Source organism: Chondromyces apiculatus DSM 436 (assembly GCF_000601485.1).
Classification (GTDB): domain Bacteria; phylum Myxococcota_A; class Polyangia; order Polyangiales; family Polyangiaceae; genus Chondromyces; species Chondromyces apiculatus.
In genome coordinates this window covers 91559-105443 of record NZ_ASRX01000011.1, presented here as the reverse complement: position 1 = coordinate 105443, position 13885 = coordinate 91559, and the positions used below count along the sequence as shown (strand labels likewise).

General features: G+C 70.2%; 14 protein-coding genes. 6 read left to right on the top strand and 8 right to left on the bottom strand.

Annotated features, from left to right (window positions below; all coding sequences use genetic code 11):
* The first annotated feature begins 40 nt into the window (after window positions 1–40).
* Together CAP_RS08265 and CAP_RS44000 are read left to right on the top strand one after the other, a co-directional pair.
* A complete protein-coding gene (locus CAP_RS08265; RefSeq protein ID WP_044238214.1) occupies window positions 41–871 on the top strand; it encodes a metal-dependent hydrolase in 831 nt (276 codons plus the stop codon).
* An 88-nt stretch (window positions 872–959) separates the two neighbouring features.
* Window positions 960–1988: a hypothetical protein gene (locus tag CAP_RS44000; protein ID WP_197041070.1), complete on the top strand. Its 1029-nt coding sequence runs from the start codon at window positions 960–962 to the stop codon at window positions 1986–1988.
* A gap of 113 nt (window positions 1989–2101) precedes the next feature.
* Here the strand turns inward: CAP_RS44000 and CAP_RS08255 are convergent, their stop codons facing one another.
* From CAP_RS08255 to glgC, 5 genes are all read right to left on the bottom strand, one after another.
* Window positions 2102–2737, bottom strand: a complete 636-nt coding sequence (locus CAP_RS08255) for a hypothetical protein (protein WP_156040600.1) — start codon at window positions 2735–2737, stop codon at window positions 2102–2104.
* A gap of 24 nt (window positions 2738–2761) precedes the next feature.
* The gene (locus tag CAP_RS08250; RefSeq protein WP_044238210.1) at window positions 2762–3499 is read right to left on the bottom strand and encodes an RsmE family RNA methyltransferase; all 738 of its coding nucleotides are present in this window, start codon (window positions 3497–3499) and stop codon (window positions 2762–2764) included.
* A gap of 13 nt (window positions 3500–3512) precedes the next feature.
* Window positions 3513–4421: a 50S ribosomal protein L11 methyltransferase gene (locus tag CAP_RS08245; protein WP_044238206.1), complete on the bottom strand. Its 909-nt coding sequence runs from the start codon at window positions 4419–4421 to the stop codon at window positions 3513–3515.
* 23 nt (window positions 4422–4444) lie between these two features.
* Window positions 4445–5143, bottom strand: a complete 699-nt coding sequence (locus tag CAP_RS08240; RefSeq protein ID WP_044238204.1) for a metallophosphoesterase family protein — start codon at window positions 5141–5143, stop codon at window positions 4445–4447.
* 111 nt (window positions 5144–5254) lie between these two features.
* On the bottom strand, window positions 5255–6517 hold the full coding sequence (gene glgC, locus CAP_RS08235; RefSeq protein ID WP_044238201.1) for a glucose-1-phosphate adenylyltransferase: 1263 nt from the start codon (window positions 6515–6517) through the stop codon (window positions 5255–5257).
* Between the two features lie 348 nt (window positions 6518–6865).
* Here glgC and CAP_RS08230 point away from each other — a divergent pair, with 348 nt between their 5' ends.
* Entirely contained in the window at window positions 6866–7567 is a 702-nt protein-coding gene (locus CAP_RS08230; protein ID WP_044238198.1) for an NfeD family protein, read from the top strand.
* 96 nt (window positions 7568–7663) lie between these two features.
* Here the strand turns inward: CAP_RS08230 and CAP_RS08225 are convergent, their stop codons facing one another.
* A complete protein-coding gene (locus CAP_RS08225) occupies window positions 7664–8014 on the bottom strand; it encodes a hypothetical protein (protein ID WP_052374490.1) in 351 nt (116 codons plus the stop codon).
* 106 nt (window positions 8015–8120) lie between these two features.
* On the bottom strand, window positions 8121–8465 hold the full coding sequence (locus CAP_RS08220; protein WP_156040599.1) for a hypothetical protein: 345 nt from the start codon (window positions 8463–8465) through the stop codon (window positions 8121–8123).
* Window positions 8466–8698: 233 nt separating this feature from the next.
* On the opposite strand from CAP_RS08220, the gene CAP_RS08215 reads away from it, so the two are divergent.
* The 3 genes from CAP_RS08215 to CAP_RS08205 all read left to right on the top strand — a co-directional run bounded on the left by CAP_RS08215 (window position 8699) and on the right by CAP_RS08205 (window position 13314).
* Window positions 8699–10600 (top strand): chloride channel protein, encoded by a 1902-nt coding sequence (locus CAP_RS08215; protein ID WP_044238193.1) that lies wholly within the window; start codon window positions 8699–8701, stop codon window positions 10598–10600.
* 195 nt (window positions 10601–10795) lie between these two features.
* On the top strand, window positions 10796–12208 hold the full coding sequence (locus CAP_RS08210; protein WP_231511232.1) for a circularly permuted type 2 ATP-grasp protein: 1413 nt from the start codon (window positions 10796–10798) through the stop codon (window positions 12206–12208).
* Entirely contained in the window at window positions 12205–13314 is a 1110-nt protein-coding gene (locus CAP_RS08205; RefSeq protein WP_063748657.1) for an alpha-E domain-containing protein, read from the top strand. Before CAP_RS08210 ends, CAP_RS08205 begins: the two co-directional genes overlap by 4 nt.
* Here CAP_RS08205 and CAP_RS08200 read toward each other — a convergent pair.
* On the bottom strand, window positions 13311–13799 hold the full coding sequence (locus CAP_RS08200) for a potassium channel family protein (protein ID WP_156040598.1): 489 nt from the start codon (window positions 13797–13799) through the stop codon (window positions 13311–13313). The genes CAP_RS08205 and CAP_RS08200 overlap by 4 nt on opposite strands.
* Window positions 13800–13885 lie beyond the last annotated feature (86 nt).

Genomic DNA, 13885 nt, shown 5'->3' with positions numbered 1-13885 from the left:
CTACTTCTCGGTGAGAGTTATTGAACGGAGGTCAGTACGTATGGAGAACCAGCATCCCATCAGGCCTCGCAAGGTCGATCTGGACTTCGAGGCCATCCCCCGAGCCTGGTTCGCGGGGTGCGCAGCGGCGACCGGCATCGCCAACGGGGTGAACCTCCTGTTCCCCATCGGCGAGCGCTTCTTCGTGCGCAGCGTGCTCCGCCACCAGGAGCGGCTCGACCCGGCGCTCATGGAGCAGGTGCGCGGCTTCTTCAGCCAGGAGGGGCGCCACGCGGGCGCCCACGAGCGGTTCTTCGGGGCGATGCGCGCGCAGGGGTACGAGTTCGACCGCTTCCTGGAGGTCTTCGAGGCCACCATCCGTTACCTGGAGAAGCACACGCCCTCCGTGCTCTCCCTCTCGGCGACGGCCGCCGCCGAGCACTACACCGCGATGCTCGCCGAGGCGGTGCTGAGGCGACGCGCGCTCGAGCACGCCCACCCTTCGCTGCGCGACCTCCTCCTGTGGCACGCGGCCGAAGAGATCGAGCACAAGGCCGTGGCGTTCGACGCGCTCCAGCAGGTGAACCCCAGCTACGCCGTGCGCATGGCGGGGCTCCTCGTGGCGTCGGCGATCCTCTTCGGCTTCTGGTGCGCCGCGACGTGGATGCTCTGGAAGCAGGACGGCCTCACGCCCATCGACGCACTGCGGGAGCTGCGCGCGCTGCGCGCGAGGGCCCGCGCGGCGGGCATCGGCGATCAGCGCTCCCTCGTGCGAGGCACGATGATGCGGGGGCTGCTCCAGTACATCCGGCCGAGCTTCCACCCATCGGACAACGACAACGACGAACTCGCCCGCGCCTACCTGGTCGGCGCGGGTCTCGAGCCGGCCTGAGACAGCGCGCCCCACCCCTGTCGGCATCCATGTGTGCGGCAGGGTCGCCGTGTTGACTTCACCTGGACCCTTCACTAGTCCGGCGGAGGTGAACCCCCTCTTTGCTGATACGGGTGTGAAGCGTGGTGGGCGCAGCGTGCTCCTCGCAGCCCTCTGCGCCCTGTCTGCCTGCGGTGCGCCGGCCCCCGAGCCGAGCGTCCCTCAGGAGCCCTCGGCCGCCGTGCCTGCGACGCCTGCTGCGCCTGCGGCGGCCGAGACGACCGCGCCCGCGGCGCAGCCGGCTCCGAGCCCAGCCCCGGCCGCAGCCGTGGACGATGCACTGGGCGGACGCCTCTTCGACCGCTGGTACACGGGCAAGGACTTCACGCCTGACAGCGCGAAGACCCCCGACGCCATCGACGGCCGCGGAGGCCCCTTCGGCAACGGCTCGCTGCCGCGCGCCGACGGCGCCCCCTGGTCCAACGCCAGTGGCCACGACTACCGGCTGAAGAACCTCTTCGGGTGGGATCTGCGCGGCAGCGAGGGGATCGCCGGGCCGAAGTACCAGAACAAGAAGCAGGTCCTCGCGAAGAACCTGCTCGCGGGCAAGGAGTCGTTCGACGAGCTGCTCGCGTGGTTCGACAAGGGCAGCACCGACTCCCCTGGCCTCGGCAAGGTGCTCTCTCAGGACGAGCTGCGCTCGCTCACCTCGTTCGTCATCGGCGTGCGCGACGGCAAGCTCCCGCACCCGGACCAGGTCTGGACCCTGTCCACCACCTCCCCGGGGCGCTACACGCTGAACGCAGGCGGCGACGCCACGCGCGGGGCGCGCCTCATCGGCGAGCGGTGCGCCCGCTGCCACGGGGCAGACGGGACGGCGATGCTCTTCGACGACGACGAGTTCTCGCTCGGCACGCACACGCGGCAGAAGGCGTACGAGGACTGGGCCAAGATCCTGAACGGCCAGCCGGGGACCAAGATGGGCCGGCAGGTGAAGAGCACCACCGGCAAGGAGATGGCGCAGGAGATCCTCGACATCTTCGCGGCGCTCTGCGATCGCAAGGCGTTCCCCAAGGGAGCCGCCAAGGCAGCCGACGTTCCCGACAAGGATGTGCGCTGCGGCGCGTACCTGCGCTGATCCCCGCCCGGACGCCCGGCCCGCGTCCATGCACCGCTGCCACGGGAAGCATGGGCGCGAGGCGGTCACGCGAGGCGGCCACGCGAGACGGTATGCCTCGCCGCGGCTCCTGCTCAGGGTAGCTGGAGCAGGGGGCGCGGTGGCCCGAGCGGCTCCATCTTCACGTCGACCCAGTTCGCCGCTTCACGCAGGTGCGCGGTCGTCTCCACGAGCGCCGACCAGCCGTTCATGCAGCGGATCAGGCACGCCGGGGAAGGCGTCGAGGGCGCCTTGCCCGCTTCCGCCTTGCTGCACGCCTCGATGCCGTCCCGGTAGCGCCCTGCGGCGCGCTTCACGGCCTCTGCGACCTCGAACGGCTCGCCCTTCTCGTCGGGTGGCAGCGTGGCCGCTGCGAGCGCTGCCGCGTGGGGGGCTGCTTCACGGCAGGCCTCCCAGCGCGCGTCGAGCCACACCGCGTCGGAGCCGGAGGCAGCGGCGATGCGCTCGTGAAAGGGCTGGAGCTTCGCGATGGGGCCGCCGATGGCCGCGGCCAGGCCCTCGAAGGCGCGCCTGCGTCGGCCGATCCATCCTTCCTTCTGCGCGCACGCCAGCCCGGAGAGCGCCGTCACCGCGAGGAGGGCGAGCATGAGCCAGCGTCGGCGACCGGTGCCTCCCTCCGCAGCGCCCCCACGCCCGGCCCGAGGCGCCTCCCCGGAGGAGCCGTGCTCCGCTCCGTCACGCGCCACCACGCTCTGTCCAACCTTGCTCACGCGCACCACCCTCTGTCGCTTGGCTCAGGCATCGGTGAGGGCCAGGAGCGCTCCGAGCGCCGCAGCGCAGACCGTCTCGGTCCTGAGCGTCATGGAACCGAGCTTCACCCGAGCGAACCCCGCGTCTTCGCAGGCCGCGGTCTCCTCGTCCGTGAAGCCGCCTTCCGGGCCGACGACGAGCGCCACCTCCCGCATCACCTCACCGACCCGCGTCACCTCGCCGACCCACCGCCCGAAGGACAGCGCGCCGCGCGGATCCAGGCATGCCCCCGCGGCCCCGTGGACGGCGTGGAGGGCATCGACGAGGGGTAGCGGCCCCTCCACGCGCGGCACGTCCCCTCGACCGCATTGCCGCGCCGCCTCCACGGCGATCCGCCGCCACCGCGCGCCCCGATCGGCCTGTGGCCGCGCCACGCAGCGCGCGCTCAGGGCAGCGATCACCCGCGAGGCCCCCAGCTCGGTCGCGTCGCGGATCACCGCGTCCACCTTGTCTCCCTTGCCCACGCACTGGATCAGCGTCACGGGTCGGCGCGGCACCAGCGAGGCTGGATGAACGGACGCAATGCGCGCCGCCAGCGCCCCCTTGCCGACCTCGACCAGCGTCGCCTCGCCCTCCAGGGCCTGCGCCGGATCGAAGGCCAGGAACCGCTCGCCTTCCCGCAAGCGGTGCACGCGGCTCACGTAGCGCGCCGTCTCCGGAGAGAGCGGCACGACCCCCGCGAAGAGCGGGGCGAGCGGTACGCGCAGCAGGGCCTGCTTCATCCGGAGCGCCAGCTCATCCTGCGAAGAGGATCGCCACCCAGGCCGTATCGGCCGACGCAGCGTCACCCCGGCGCCGGGTCTCCACATGCCGGAGGCCTCGCGGCAGCTCTCCGTAGCGCGCCACGATCTCGTCGTGCTCGCTCTCCAGGATCCCTGACAGGATCAGCCACCCCCCCGGTGCGACCAGCCGTCCCAGATCCTCCGCCATGGGGCGCAGCACCCGCGCTTCGATGTTCGCGACGACCCAGGGGAACGCCTCCTTCACGCCCTCGCTCGTTGCCTCACGCGCCTCGACGCGCGCTTCGAGGCCGTTCCGCGCGGCGTTCTCCTGCACCACCTCGATCACGTCGGGATCGTTGTCCACGGCCACGGCGCGCGACGCTCCGAGCAGGAGCGCCACGAAGGCGAGGATGCCGCTCCCCGTCCCCACGTCCAGCAGCGGCTTGCCCGCGAGCTGCTCCGCGTGCGCGTCGAGCAGCTCCGCCACGAGCGAGGTCGTCGCGTGCAGCCCCGTGCCGAAGGCCCGCCCGGGCTCCAGCCACAGCACGTGTCCTCCCTCCGGCGCCTGCGGCGCCTCGACCCAGGGCGGCGCCACGGTGATCCGGGGCGTCAGCGCGAACGGCGCGAAGTGCTCCTTCCAGGCATCGCGCCACGCATCGCCCACCACCTCCTCGATGCGCGGCGCGAGCGCGGCGTCGATCTCGCGCAGCCCCTCCACGGCAGCCTCGGCCTCGGCGCGGTCGGAGAAGCTCGCCACGAGGGTCACCCGACCTGCCCCTGCCCCGCGCAGCAGCGTCTGGTCATCGCGCTCCTCCACGCCCGACGCTCCCAGCTCGAACAGCGTGGCAGCCAGCTCGTCCGACTCCTCGGCGGACACATCAACGATCACGAAGGGATACCGCGGCTCCGACTCGACGCTCATGCGGCGCGTAGCCTAGATACACATCATATTTTGCCGCAATACCGGCGGCGCGACGGCACCGAGACGAGCACGTCGAGCCGGGACGCAGGCGGCGGAACAGGCTCACCCTCGCGCAGCACCATCGCGGTCAACCGGCCCCCGTACACGGCGCCCGTGTCGACGCCTGTCGCCCACGGGTGAAGCTGCGGCTCGGGCTTCGCATTGTGGCCAAACACCAGGTGCGGCGGCCCCATGTAGGCCTCTCCCCAGAGCTGCTTCCCACCCCGACGCTCCACCGGCTCGCCGTAGCGGCCCAGGCAGCGCACGTACATCAAGGTGTGCGGATCCTGGCGCTCGATGGGCAGCCCGGGCACCACGCCGGCGTGAACCACCCGGATGCCCTGCTCGGGGAGGTCGATCCAGTAGGGCAGCGTTTCGAGCCACGCCCAGTCGCGCTTGCGCAGGAGCCGCGCCGTCACCTTCGACATCTCACCGAGAGGCTCGCCCCGAGGGTCTCCCTTGCCAGCGTGCCACCGGAGCAGCCGGTCCTCGTGGTTGCCGCGCACCGAGATGGCCCCTACCTCCCGGAGCAGATCGAGCGTGCCGCACGGGTCAGGTCCCCTCACCACCAGGTCGCCGACCATCACCACCCGGTCGGATGTGACCAGCCCGATGTGCTCGAGCAGCGCGGCCAGCTCGTCCCGACAGCCGTGGACGTCTCCGACGATGATGGTGCGTGGCATCTTTGCACATGGGGGCTTACGCCCTTGCTCTCCCCTTGATCGCTACCCCTTCACCGGGACCTCGTCCCGAAATGCGGCTCACGCCATCGTAGAGGCATTTCTCCGCAGACACTACGGCGACTCGATCTTCGCCCGCTTGGGGATGACCACGATGCCACCGTCGCTCACGTACCACTTCTTCTTGTCCTCCTCGAGGTTGAAGCCGATCTCCGTTCCAGGCGGGATCTCCACGTCCTTGTCGACGATGCAGCGCCGGAGCTTCACGTGGCGGCCAATCTTCACGTCCTCGAACAGGACGCACTCCTCGATGTGAGAGAACGAGTTCACCCTGACCCGGTTCGACAGCACACTCCGATGGATGCGCCCACCGGAGATGATGCACCCGAGCGACACCAGGCTCTCGGTCGCGATGCCGACGCGCGCATTGGCCTCGTCGCGGAACACGAACTTGGCGGGCGCGTCGTGGCTGATGCCGGTCCGGATGGGCCAGTCCTTGTTGTAGAAGTTGAACGCCGGCTGGATGCTCACGAGGTCCATCTGCGCGGCCCAGTAGGCGTCGATGGTCCCGATGTCGCGCCAGTAGCCGAGCCCTTCCTCCCCGGGCACGCGGTTCTTGTGGAAGTCGTAGACGAACACCCGACCACCGCTCACCAGGCGCGGGATGACGTCCTTGCCGAAGTCGTGGGCGCTCGTCTCGCTCGCCGCGTCGGCTTCGAGCACGTCGAGCAGCGCGCGGGTCCGGAAGATGTAGTTGCCCATCGAGGCGAGGCACATCCCCGGCCTGCCGGGGATTTCCGGCGGGTCCTGGACCTTCTCGTGGAACGCGACGATGCGCCCCTGCTCGTCGACCTCGATCACCCCGAACGACCGGGCCTCCTCCTTGGTCACCGGGATCGCGGCCACCGTCACCTCGGCGTTCCGCGCCAGGTGCGCCTGGAGCATCTGCCGCACATCCATCTTGTAGACGTGGTCACCGCCGAAGATGCACACCTGCTCCGGCGACTCGTCGGTGACGACGTTCTGCGTCTGGTAGACCGCGTCGGCGGAGCCCTTGAACCAGCTCTTCCCCGTCCGCTGCTGCGCCGGGACCGTCTCGATGAACGCATCGAGGATCGACGACAGTCGCCACGAGCGCGCGATGTGCTCGTCGAGCGACGAACTCTTGTACTGGGTCAGCACCTTGATCCTGTGCAGACCCGAGTTGACGAAGTTCGACAGCACGATGTCGATGATCCGGTATCGACCGCCGAACGGAACTGCAGGCTTGGCGCGCTCGTAGGTGAGCGGACCGAGCCGACGCCCCTCGCCACCTGCCAGGATCATCACGAGGACTTTGGTGAGATCGTAATCTGCGCGCAGGACGTTCTCCGCCATGGGGTCGTGAGGGTAACGCATCGAACGGCCGTTCGCGAAGAGCGGACCTGTTCATCTGCACTGCTTTTGGTGCTCGGGCGGCCCATGTAGACGAACGTCCGGTGATGCCCGAGCGGCAACCCCTGATGCCTCACGACGACCGCCGCGGCCTCTCGGCGAGCCCCCCGCGTCGTTCCTTCCTCGACTGAGCGCGTTCTCCACCCTGGACGCAGATTCATCAGGGGCTGCCGAGTTCTGGACGACAGCCTTCCCTTGCCGGTAAACCATCCCCTCTTTACGCCCTGCACGACCCCGTGTTAGCCGTGGGCCGGATCCAGGGCCCGCCCTTTTGCCGCTCAGGGAGATGTGATGAAGCTCCGTATCGGTCGACTCCTCACCGCCGCCGTTATCGTCGCAGGCCTCACCGGATGCGGAGGGGAGGACGAGCCGTACACCGCGAAACCTGCCCACAGCGGCCGCAAGCCGACGCTGCCGGCAGTCCCCACGCTGCCCACGAAGAAGAAGAAGGAAGGGGACGCCTACACCATCTACGGCGCGACCCACGACCTCCGGAGCCGCGTCCACAACGAGGACGTCAACGGCAAGAAGATCTCGCTGGTCGGCTACATCGTGAAGACCAACTTCGCGGAGGCCCCTGCCTGCTCCATCCACAAGACCGGCAAGGCCGATCCGCCGGACTGCAAGGCCGCGGTCCCCATGTTCGCCATCGCCGACGAGAAGGGCGAGACCAAGGACATGATCCAGGTCATGGGCTTCGCCTCGAACTTCGCCCAGCTCTTCACGATCATCGAGGCGATCGACCGCGCGCCCAGCGGCAAGGAGGGCGAGGTCGCCGTGGACGACGAGTTCTGGGGCGTGAAGGTCCCGAACCCCGTGCCGAACATCGGCGCCAAGGTGAAGGTCACCGGCAACTACGGCGTGACGTTCAGCAAATCGTCGAGCGGTGCAGCCGCCGATCCCAAGTACGGGATCATGACGGCCGAGACCATCGAGTACCTCGAGCCGCCGCCCGAGAAGGCTTACCTGCCCGGCATGAAGCGGAAGCCCTGAGGCCACCGGGCGAGCCCCGGGCGCAGCCATGCCGCCCGGGGTCCGCCGCTCAGCCCGGCAAATACCGCCAGCCGGCTCAGCTTCACCAGGCGCGCTTCAGCCCGGCAACGACGCCGTGGCTCCGGGCGCCGTCATCTCGTACGCCGCCTGCAGCACTGCCTCTGCGAGGAGCTGCTGGTCTTCCTGCCGGATCAGATCCCCATCTTCGAGCCGCACGAGTGACGTCGGTCCCTCGCGGGTGAGTGCATCGAACGCCGTGGGCTCGGCGCGGTAACGGTCATCCATCACCACCACGGCGAAGGGGCGCCGCAGGGCCCCCGTACGGAGCGTCCCGGGCTCCCACTCCTGCACGGCGACCGACAGGCGCCCTCCTGCCTCGCGCCACATGGCGACGAGACCCTCGGAGCACCCCACGAGGAGCACGAGCGGATCCGCCCGGTCAATCATCCCCGGGACTGCACTCCCCGCACCCATGACGAACGAGCGTAGCCCAGAATCATCGAGCGCAACCAGGAGAATCGCGGCGCCTACAGCGCGCTTCTCAGGGGGGTGATCAGGGGCCCGAATCAGCGCGCGAGATGCACCAGCCGAGCCCGTCGTCCGACGAAATGAAGCGCACGTATCCGAGCGCTTCCAGAGCGTCGACAAGCTCCTCCGCCTCGATCTCGGAGAGCTCGAACTTGCCGCAGAGCACGTCGCGGAAGCCCGTCTTGCCTGGCAGGTAATCCGCATCGACGAGCGCTCCGAACGACTCTTGCAGCGCGTCGGCAGCGACCTCGGGTGTCACCACGGCCTGCACCATCTCGCGCGTCGAGACCACCACATCGTCGGTCGTCTCGACGGACTCGTCGCTCATCTCGACCATGTCGTCGCCGATCACGACCCTCGCTTCGCCCATGGTGTGCATGCCTCTACCACTCCCCTGCCCGGCTCAACCGGTGATGCCCCGAGGATCCCCGATGGTTCCGGATCCTCCGGTGGGGTTCTGGAGCCCGCACTTCGAGTTCGCAAGGGGCTTGCCGGTGGAAATGGCCCATCGACCTCTGCTTCCGTCTGCCCTGCGTCGCCTTTCCGCGCTACGGATCGGGATCACCGCGCCAGGCCGGCGCCGACCTTCACGATCTGCTTCCAATGACGACGCCGCGCGAGGCACCTCCAGCACGACGCGCCCTGCGCACCCCGCTCCCCGCCACGCCCATCCCGAGACCCCGAGGCATCCTCGCGTTCCAGGACCTCGGGCGCGTGCTCCTGCACGCCGGCCTCGTCGGCGCCGCTGCCGGCCTTGCTGGTTCCCTCTTCTTCGCCGCGCTCGAGCTGGGCGAACGCCACATCCTGGAAGGCCTCACCGGCTACCAACCGCTCCGCGCGCATGGCGAAGCCGTGCTCCCCGGCTACCACCGCACCGAGCTGCGCCCCTGGCTCATCTGCCTCATCCCTGCCATCGGCGCGCTCATCGGCGGCCTGCTCACCAGCAAGCTCGCCCCCGAGGCCCGCGGCGGCGGCGCCGACGCCCTCATCGACGCTTTCCACCACCGCGGCGGCGTCTTCCGGCGCAGGGTGCCCCTCGTCAAAGCCCTCGCCTCGTTCTTCACGCTCGCCTCGGGCGGCTCGGGAGGACGCGAGGGCCCCACCATGCAGATCGGCGGTGGCATCGGCTCCCTGCTCGCGCGCGCCCTCCGCGTCGGCCCCCGCGAGCGCCGCATCCTGCTCATCGCCGGCGCCGCGGCCGGAATGTCGGCCATGTTCCGCACTCCCCTCGGCGCTGCCTTGCTCGTGGTGGAGGTGCTCCACCGCGACGACTTCGAGTCGGACGCGCTCGTCCCGTCCATCCTCGCGAGCGTCGTCTCCTACTCGGTCTTCATCTATTTCTTCGGCGAATCCACCCTCTTCACCCACGCCCCGCGCTACCCGTTCATCCCCTCGCACCTGCCGCTCTACGCCCTGTTCGCCGTGCTCCTCTCGGTCATCGCCGTGGCGTACGTGTCGGTCCTCCACAACACCGAGCGCCTCTTCCAGCGCATCCGCCTCCCGCCCTGGGCCAAGCCGGCGCTCGGCGGCCTCGCCCTCGGCCTCTTCGTCACCCCGATCCTCATCCTGCTCGGATCGAGCTCCGGGCACCCCGGTCAGGGCTTCGGCCTGCTCGGCGCCGGCTACGGAGCCGCGCAGGTGGCGATCAGCGGCGCGAGCTGGTTGCCCGCGGGCTGGGCAGGCGTCGAGCTCCTGCTCCTCCTGCTCGGCATGAAGATCCTCGCCACCTCGCTCACCGTCGGCTCCGGCGGCAGCGCGGGCGACTTCGGCCCCTCCCTGGTGATCGGCGCGCTCGCTGGCGGCGCCTTCGGCCGCGCTGCCGAGATCCTCATCCAGGACCCCCGCATCGACCCCGGCGCCTTCGCCCTGGTGGGCATGGGCGCCCTCTACGGCGGCATCGCCCACGTCCCCATCGCGGCGCTGGTCATGGTCTGCGAGCTCGCCGGCAGCTACGACCTGCTCGTCCCCCTCATGCTCTGCGAAGGCATCGCCTTCGCCGCCCTCCGGCACCGCTCGCTCTACCGCGCCCAGGTCCCCACCCGCCGGGACTCGCCGGCCCACCGCGACGACCTCATCAACGACGTGCTCCGCGGCATCCGCGTCGGCGAGATCGTCGTGAAGAACCGCCCCTTCGTGGTGTTCGACGCCCGCACCAAGGGCGCCAGCATCGTCTCGCGGATCGCGGCTTGCGAGTGGCAGGACACCTTCCCGGTGCTCGACGAGGCCGGCAAGGTGATCGGCACCATCGACGCCGACATCCTGCGCACCGCCGCGATGAGCCCCGAGATCAGCGACGTCGCCATCGCCCACGACATGATGGACGCCCCCGCCGCCGTCGCCGACACCGAGGACCTTCACCGCGCCCTGCAAGCGCTGCTCGAGCATGAAGTGCGTGAGCTCGTCGTCCTCGACGCCGAGGGCCGCATCGTCGGCTTCCTCGACGAGGCGGACGTGGCCCGCGCCTACCACGAGGCCACCACCGGGGCGCGCCGCGAGCCGTCGTGAGGCACGGCACGTGGGGCACTAGCTATGGACCTCGGGCCGCTGTCGGCGTTACTTTGACGCACAGTGTCTACGGAGGCTTCTGAAGTCGGCTTGTTCCAGGGCTACAACGCGCTCCCCGGCGCCTATGACGAGCTGTTCCTGAGCGACGGGACACCGCGCCCCGAGTTCCGCCGGGTCGTCGAGATCCTCGCCGCCATGAGCGGGAAGGAGTTCGCCCACGCCCAGCAGCTCGCCGAGCTGGCCCTCCTGAACCAGGGGGTCACCTTCTCGGTCTACGCCGACGGCCGCGGCAAGAGCGCCAGCGGCGTCGCTGACGACACGCGCGGCGATGGAGGCAAGGGCGGCCAGCTCGAGAAGATCTTCCCCTTCTGCCTCATCCCCCGCCTCATCGCGGCCTCCGACTGGAACCACCTCGACCGCGGCATCACCCAGCGCGTGCGCGCCCTCAGCCTGTTCCTCGACGACGTCTACGGCGACCAGCGCATCCTCGCCGAGGGCCTCATCCCCCGCGAGCTGGTCCTCGGCGCTGCCCACTACCTCCCCCGCCTCCAGGGCCTCCGCCCCCCGGGCGGCGTGCGCATCCACATCGCGGGCATCGATCTCATCCGCGATCCCCAGGGCGGCTTCCGCGTCCTCGAAGACAACCTGCGCACCCCTTCGGGCGTCTCCTACGTGCTGGAGAACCGCCTCATCACCAAGCGCGCCGTCCCCCACCTGCTCGACCAGTCCCGCGTCCACCGCGTCGACGACTACCCGAGCCGCCTCGCCGAGACCCTCCGCTCCGTCTCCCCTGCCCCGGCGAGCACCACCTCCGCCGTCCTGCTCACCCCGGGCCCGTACAACTCTGCCTACTTCGAGCACAGCTTCCTCGCGCGCACCATGGGCCTCGAGCTGGTCCAGGCCGCGGACCTCTTCGTCGACCAGGACTGCGTCTTCGTGCGCACCACGCGAGGCCCCCGCCGCGTCCACGTCATCTACCGCCGCACCGACGAGGCCTTCCTCGACCCCGAGGTCTTCCGGCCCGACAGCATGCTCGGCGTCCCCGGCCTCATGCGCGCCTACGCCGCCGGCAACGTCACCCTCGCCAACGCCCCCGGCAACGGCGTCGCCGACGACAAGGCCGTCTACGCCTTCGTCCCCGCCATGGTCCGCTACTACCTCGGCGAGGAGCCCATCCTCCAGCAGGTCCCCACCTGGGTCTGCGCCCGCGACGACGACCGCCGCTACGTCCTCGACCACCTCCACGAACTCGTCGTGAAGGCCGTCGACGAGGCGGGCGGCTACGGCATGCTCATGGGCCCCGAGAGCACCGCCATCGAGCGCGACGAGTTCCGCGCCCGCATCGAGCAGGCCCCGCGCCGCTACATCGCCCAGCCCCGCATCGAGCTCAGCGCCGCCCCCACCTGGGACCCTGCCGGCGCGCAGACCTCCCCGCGCCGCGTCGACCTCCGCCCCTACGTGCTCACCGGCCGTGACGGCCCCTGGGTGCTCCCCGGCGGCCTCACCCGCGTGGCGCTCCGCCCTGGCTCGTACGTCGTCAACTCCAGCCAGGGTGGGGGATCCAAGGACACCTGGGTGCTCAAAGACGCCCCGGAGGGACGCCCATGATCTCGCGCGTTGCCGATCACTGCTTCTGGTTCGGGCGCTACCTCGAACGCGCCGAGAGCATGGCCCGTGTCCTCGCGGTCACCCAGCACCTCGTCCTCGACGCCGAGCTCACCCCCCCCGAGCACTGGCGCCCCGTCCTCGCCGCCTTCGGACAGGAGCCGAACTTCGTCGGCCAGCACGGCAAGGCGGCCGCAGGGGACGGCGAGATCGTCCAGCGCTACCTCTGCTTCGACGACGACAACATCGCCAGCCTGCGCCGCTCCATCGCCGCCGCCCGCGACAATGCCCGCTCCATCCGCGAGGTCGTCAGCCTCGAGGTCTGGGAGACCGTCAACGAGCTGCACCTCTGGATCGCGAGCGACGCGGCCGTCACCGGGTGGTCCGTGCATCGCCACGGCTTCTACCGCCGCGTCCGTCAACTCGTGCAGCTCGCGCTCGGCCTCACCCAGAGCACCATGCTCCACGACACCCCCCTCGACTTCATCTGGCTCGGCGTCCTCCTCGAACGCATGGGCCAGACCGCGCGCACCCTCGACGTGCACCACCTCGCCTTCGCCGAGGCCGCCGCTACCGCCCGCAACGCGCTCCCCGCCATCGCTGCCGGCCACCAGGTCGTCGAGACGGCGCTCTGGCTCTCCCTCCTCCGCGCCTGCTCCGGCGTCGAGCCCTTCATGAAGGTGAACCAGGGCCGCGTCGCTGGCGAGGCCGTCGCGAGCTTCCTCATGTTCGAGCCGCGCTTCCCGCGCTCCCTCCGCCACTGCGCCCACGCCTCGTACATGCGGCTCGCCGACATCCGCCCCCCGGAGCACCAGACCCTCCCGGGCGGCGCCACCCTCGACCGCCTCCAGGGCCTCGTGCAGTGGGTCACCGACAAGGCGCTCGGCCACCTCGACCTCACCCGGCTCCACGGCATGCTCACCTACGTCGTCGAGGAGACCGCCATCATCTGCGACGGCATCGGCCGCGACCTCCTCGGCCACGTCGCCCGCCCCTCCCCTCCCGCGAGCCCCGCCCAGCCCCGCAGCGACGCCTACGCCCTGCGCCTCTCACAGCCGCAGCCGCAGTCGCAACCGTCGCAGTCGCAGTCCTGGCCGAAGGGCTCCTAGCGCCCCTCGGGCCGGTTCTTCAGCGCTTCCAGGATCGCGTCGAGCCGCGCCAGCATCGCCCGGTTCACCTCCCGGTCCTCCTGGACCCGCAGCTCTGCGTTCGGCGGCTGCAGCGCCGCGGCGGCCAGCGACGGCCCGAACACCTGCACGAACGACCCCACCGCCTTCCCCACGTCCGTCACCGGGAACTTGTTGTCGTATCCCACCGACAGGCTGGTCGTGACGAACGTCAGCGCGTCCATGAACGTCCGGCAACGCGGGTTGTGGTCCTTCTCCGCCGCGTGCATCAGCGTCGCCCCGATCAGCGCCATCGCCAGCAGCGAATCGATCGGATCCTTCGCCGCCGCCTGACGCGCCTTCTGCTTGAACGCCTGCAGCCGGTCCAGCGTCACCTGCCCCAGCTCGTCCTCGTATGTCGCATAGAGCCCCAGCGCGATCGGCAGGAGCGCCCGCACGTCCACCCCACGAGGAAGAACATCCGCCATGACCCGATCAGATGTCGCACAAAGCAGCCGCCTCCGGAACCTCGATCCACGCCCCTCTCACCGCAGGCCTGCTCCATCTCCGACGC

Excerpts from the sequence above, each read along its gene's own strand:
- CAP_RS08265 (WP_044238214.1), top strand. The coding sequence starts at position 41 with ATGGAGAACCAGCATCCCATCAGGCCTCGCAAGGTCGATCTGGACTTC.
- CAP_RS08250 (WP_044238210.1), bottom strand. The coding sequence starts at position 3,499 with ATGAAGCAGGCCCTGCTGCGCGTACCGCTCGCCCCGCTCTTCGCGGGG.
- CAP_RS08245 (WP_044238206.1), bottom strand. The coding sequence starts at position 4,421 with ATGAGCGTCGAGTCGGAGCCGCGGTATCCCTTCGTGATCGTTGATGTG.
- CAP_RS08240 (WP_044238204.1), bottom strand. The coding sequence starts at position 5,143 with ATGCCACGCACCATCATCGTCGGAGACGTCCACGGCTGTCGGGACGAG.
- glgC (WP_044238201.1), bottom strand. The coding sequence starts at position 6,517 with ATGGCGGAGAACGTCCTGCGCGCAGATTACGATCTCACCAAAGTCCTC.
- CAP_RS08230 (WP_044238198.1), top strand. The coding sequence starts at position 6,866 with ATGAAGCTCCGTATCGGTCGACTCCTCACCGCCGCCGTTATCGTCGCA.
- CAP_RS08225 (WP_052374490.1), bottom strand. The coding sequence starts at position 8,014 with ATGATTGACCGGGCGGATCCGCTCGTGCTCCTCGTGGGGTGCTCCGAG.
- CAP_RS08220 (WP_156040599.1), bottom strand. The coding sequence starts at position 8,465 with ATGGGCGAAGCGAGGGTCGTGATCGGCGACGACATGGTCGAGATGAGC.
- CAP_RS08215 (WP_044238193.1), top strand. The coding sequence starts at position 8,699 with ATGACGACGCCGCGCGAGGCACCTCCAGCACGACGCGCCCTGCGCACC.
- CAP_RS08210 (WP_231511232.1), top strand. The coding sequence starts at position 10,796 with ATGAGCGGGAAGGAGTTCGCCCACGCCCAGCAGCTCGCCGAGCTGGCC.
- CAP_RS08205 (WP_063748657.1), top strand. The coding sequence starts at position 12,205 with ATGATCTCGCGCGTTGCCGATCACTGCTTCTGGTTCGGGCGCTACCTC.
- CAP_RS08200 (WP_156040598.1), bottom strand. The coding sequence starts at position 13,799 with ATGGCGGATGTTCTTCCTCGTGGGGTGGACGTGCGGGCGCTCCTGCCG.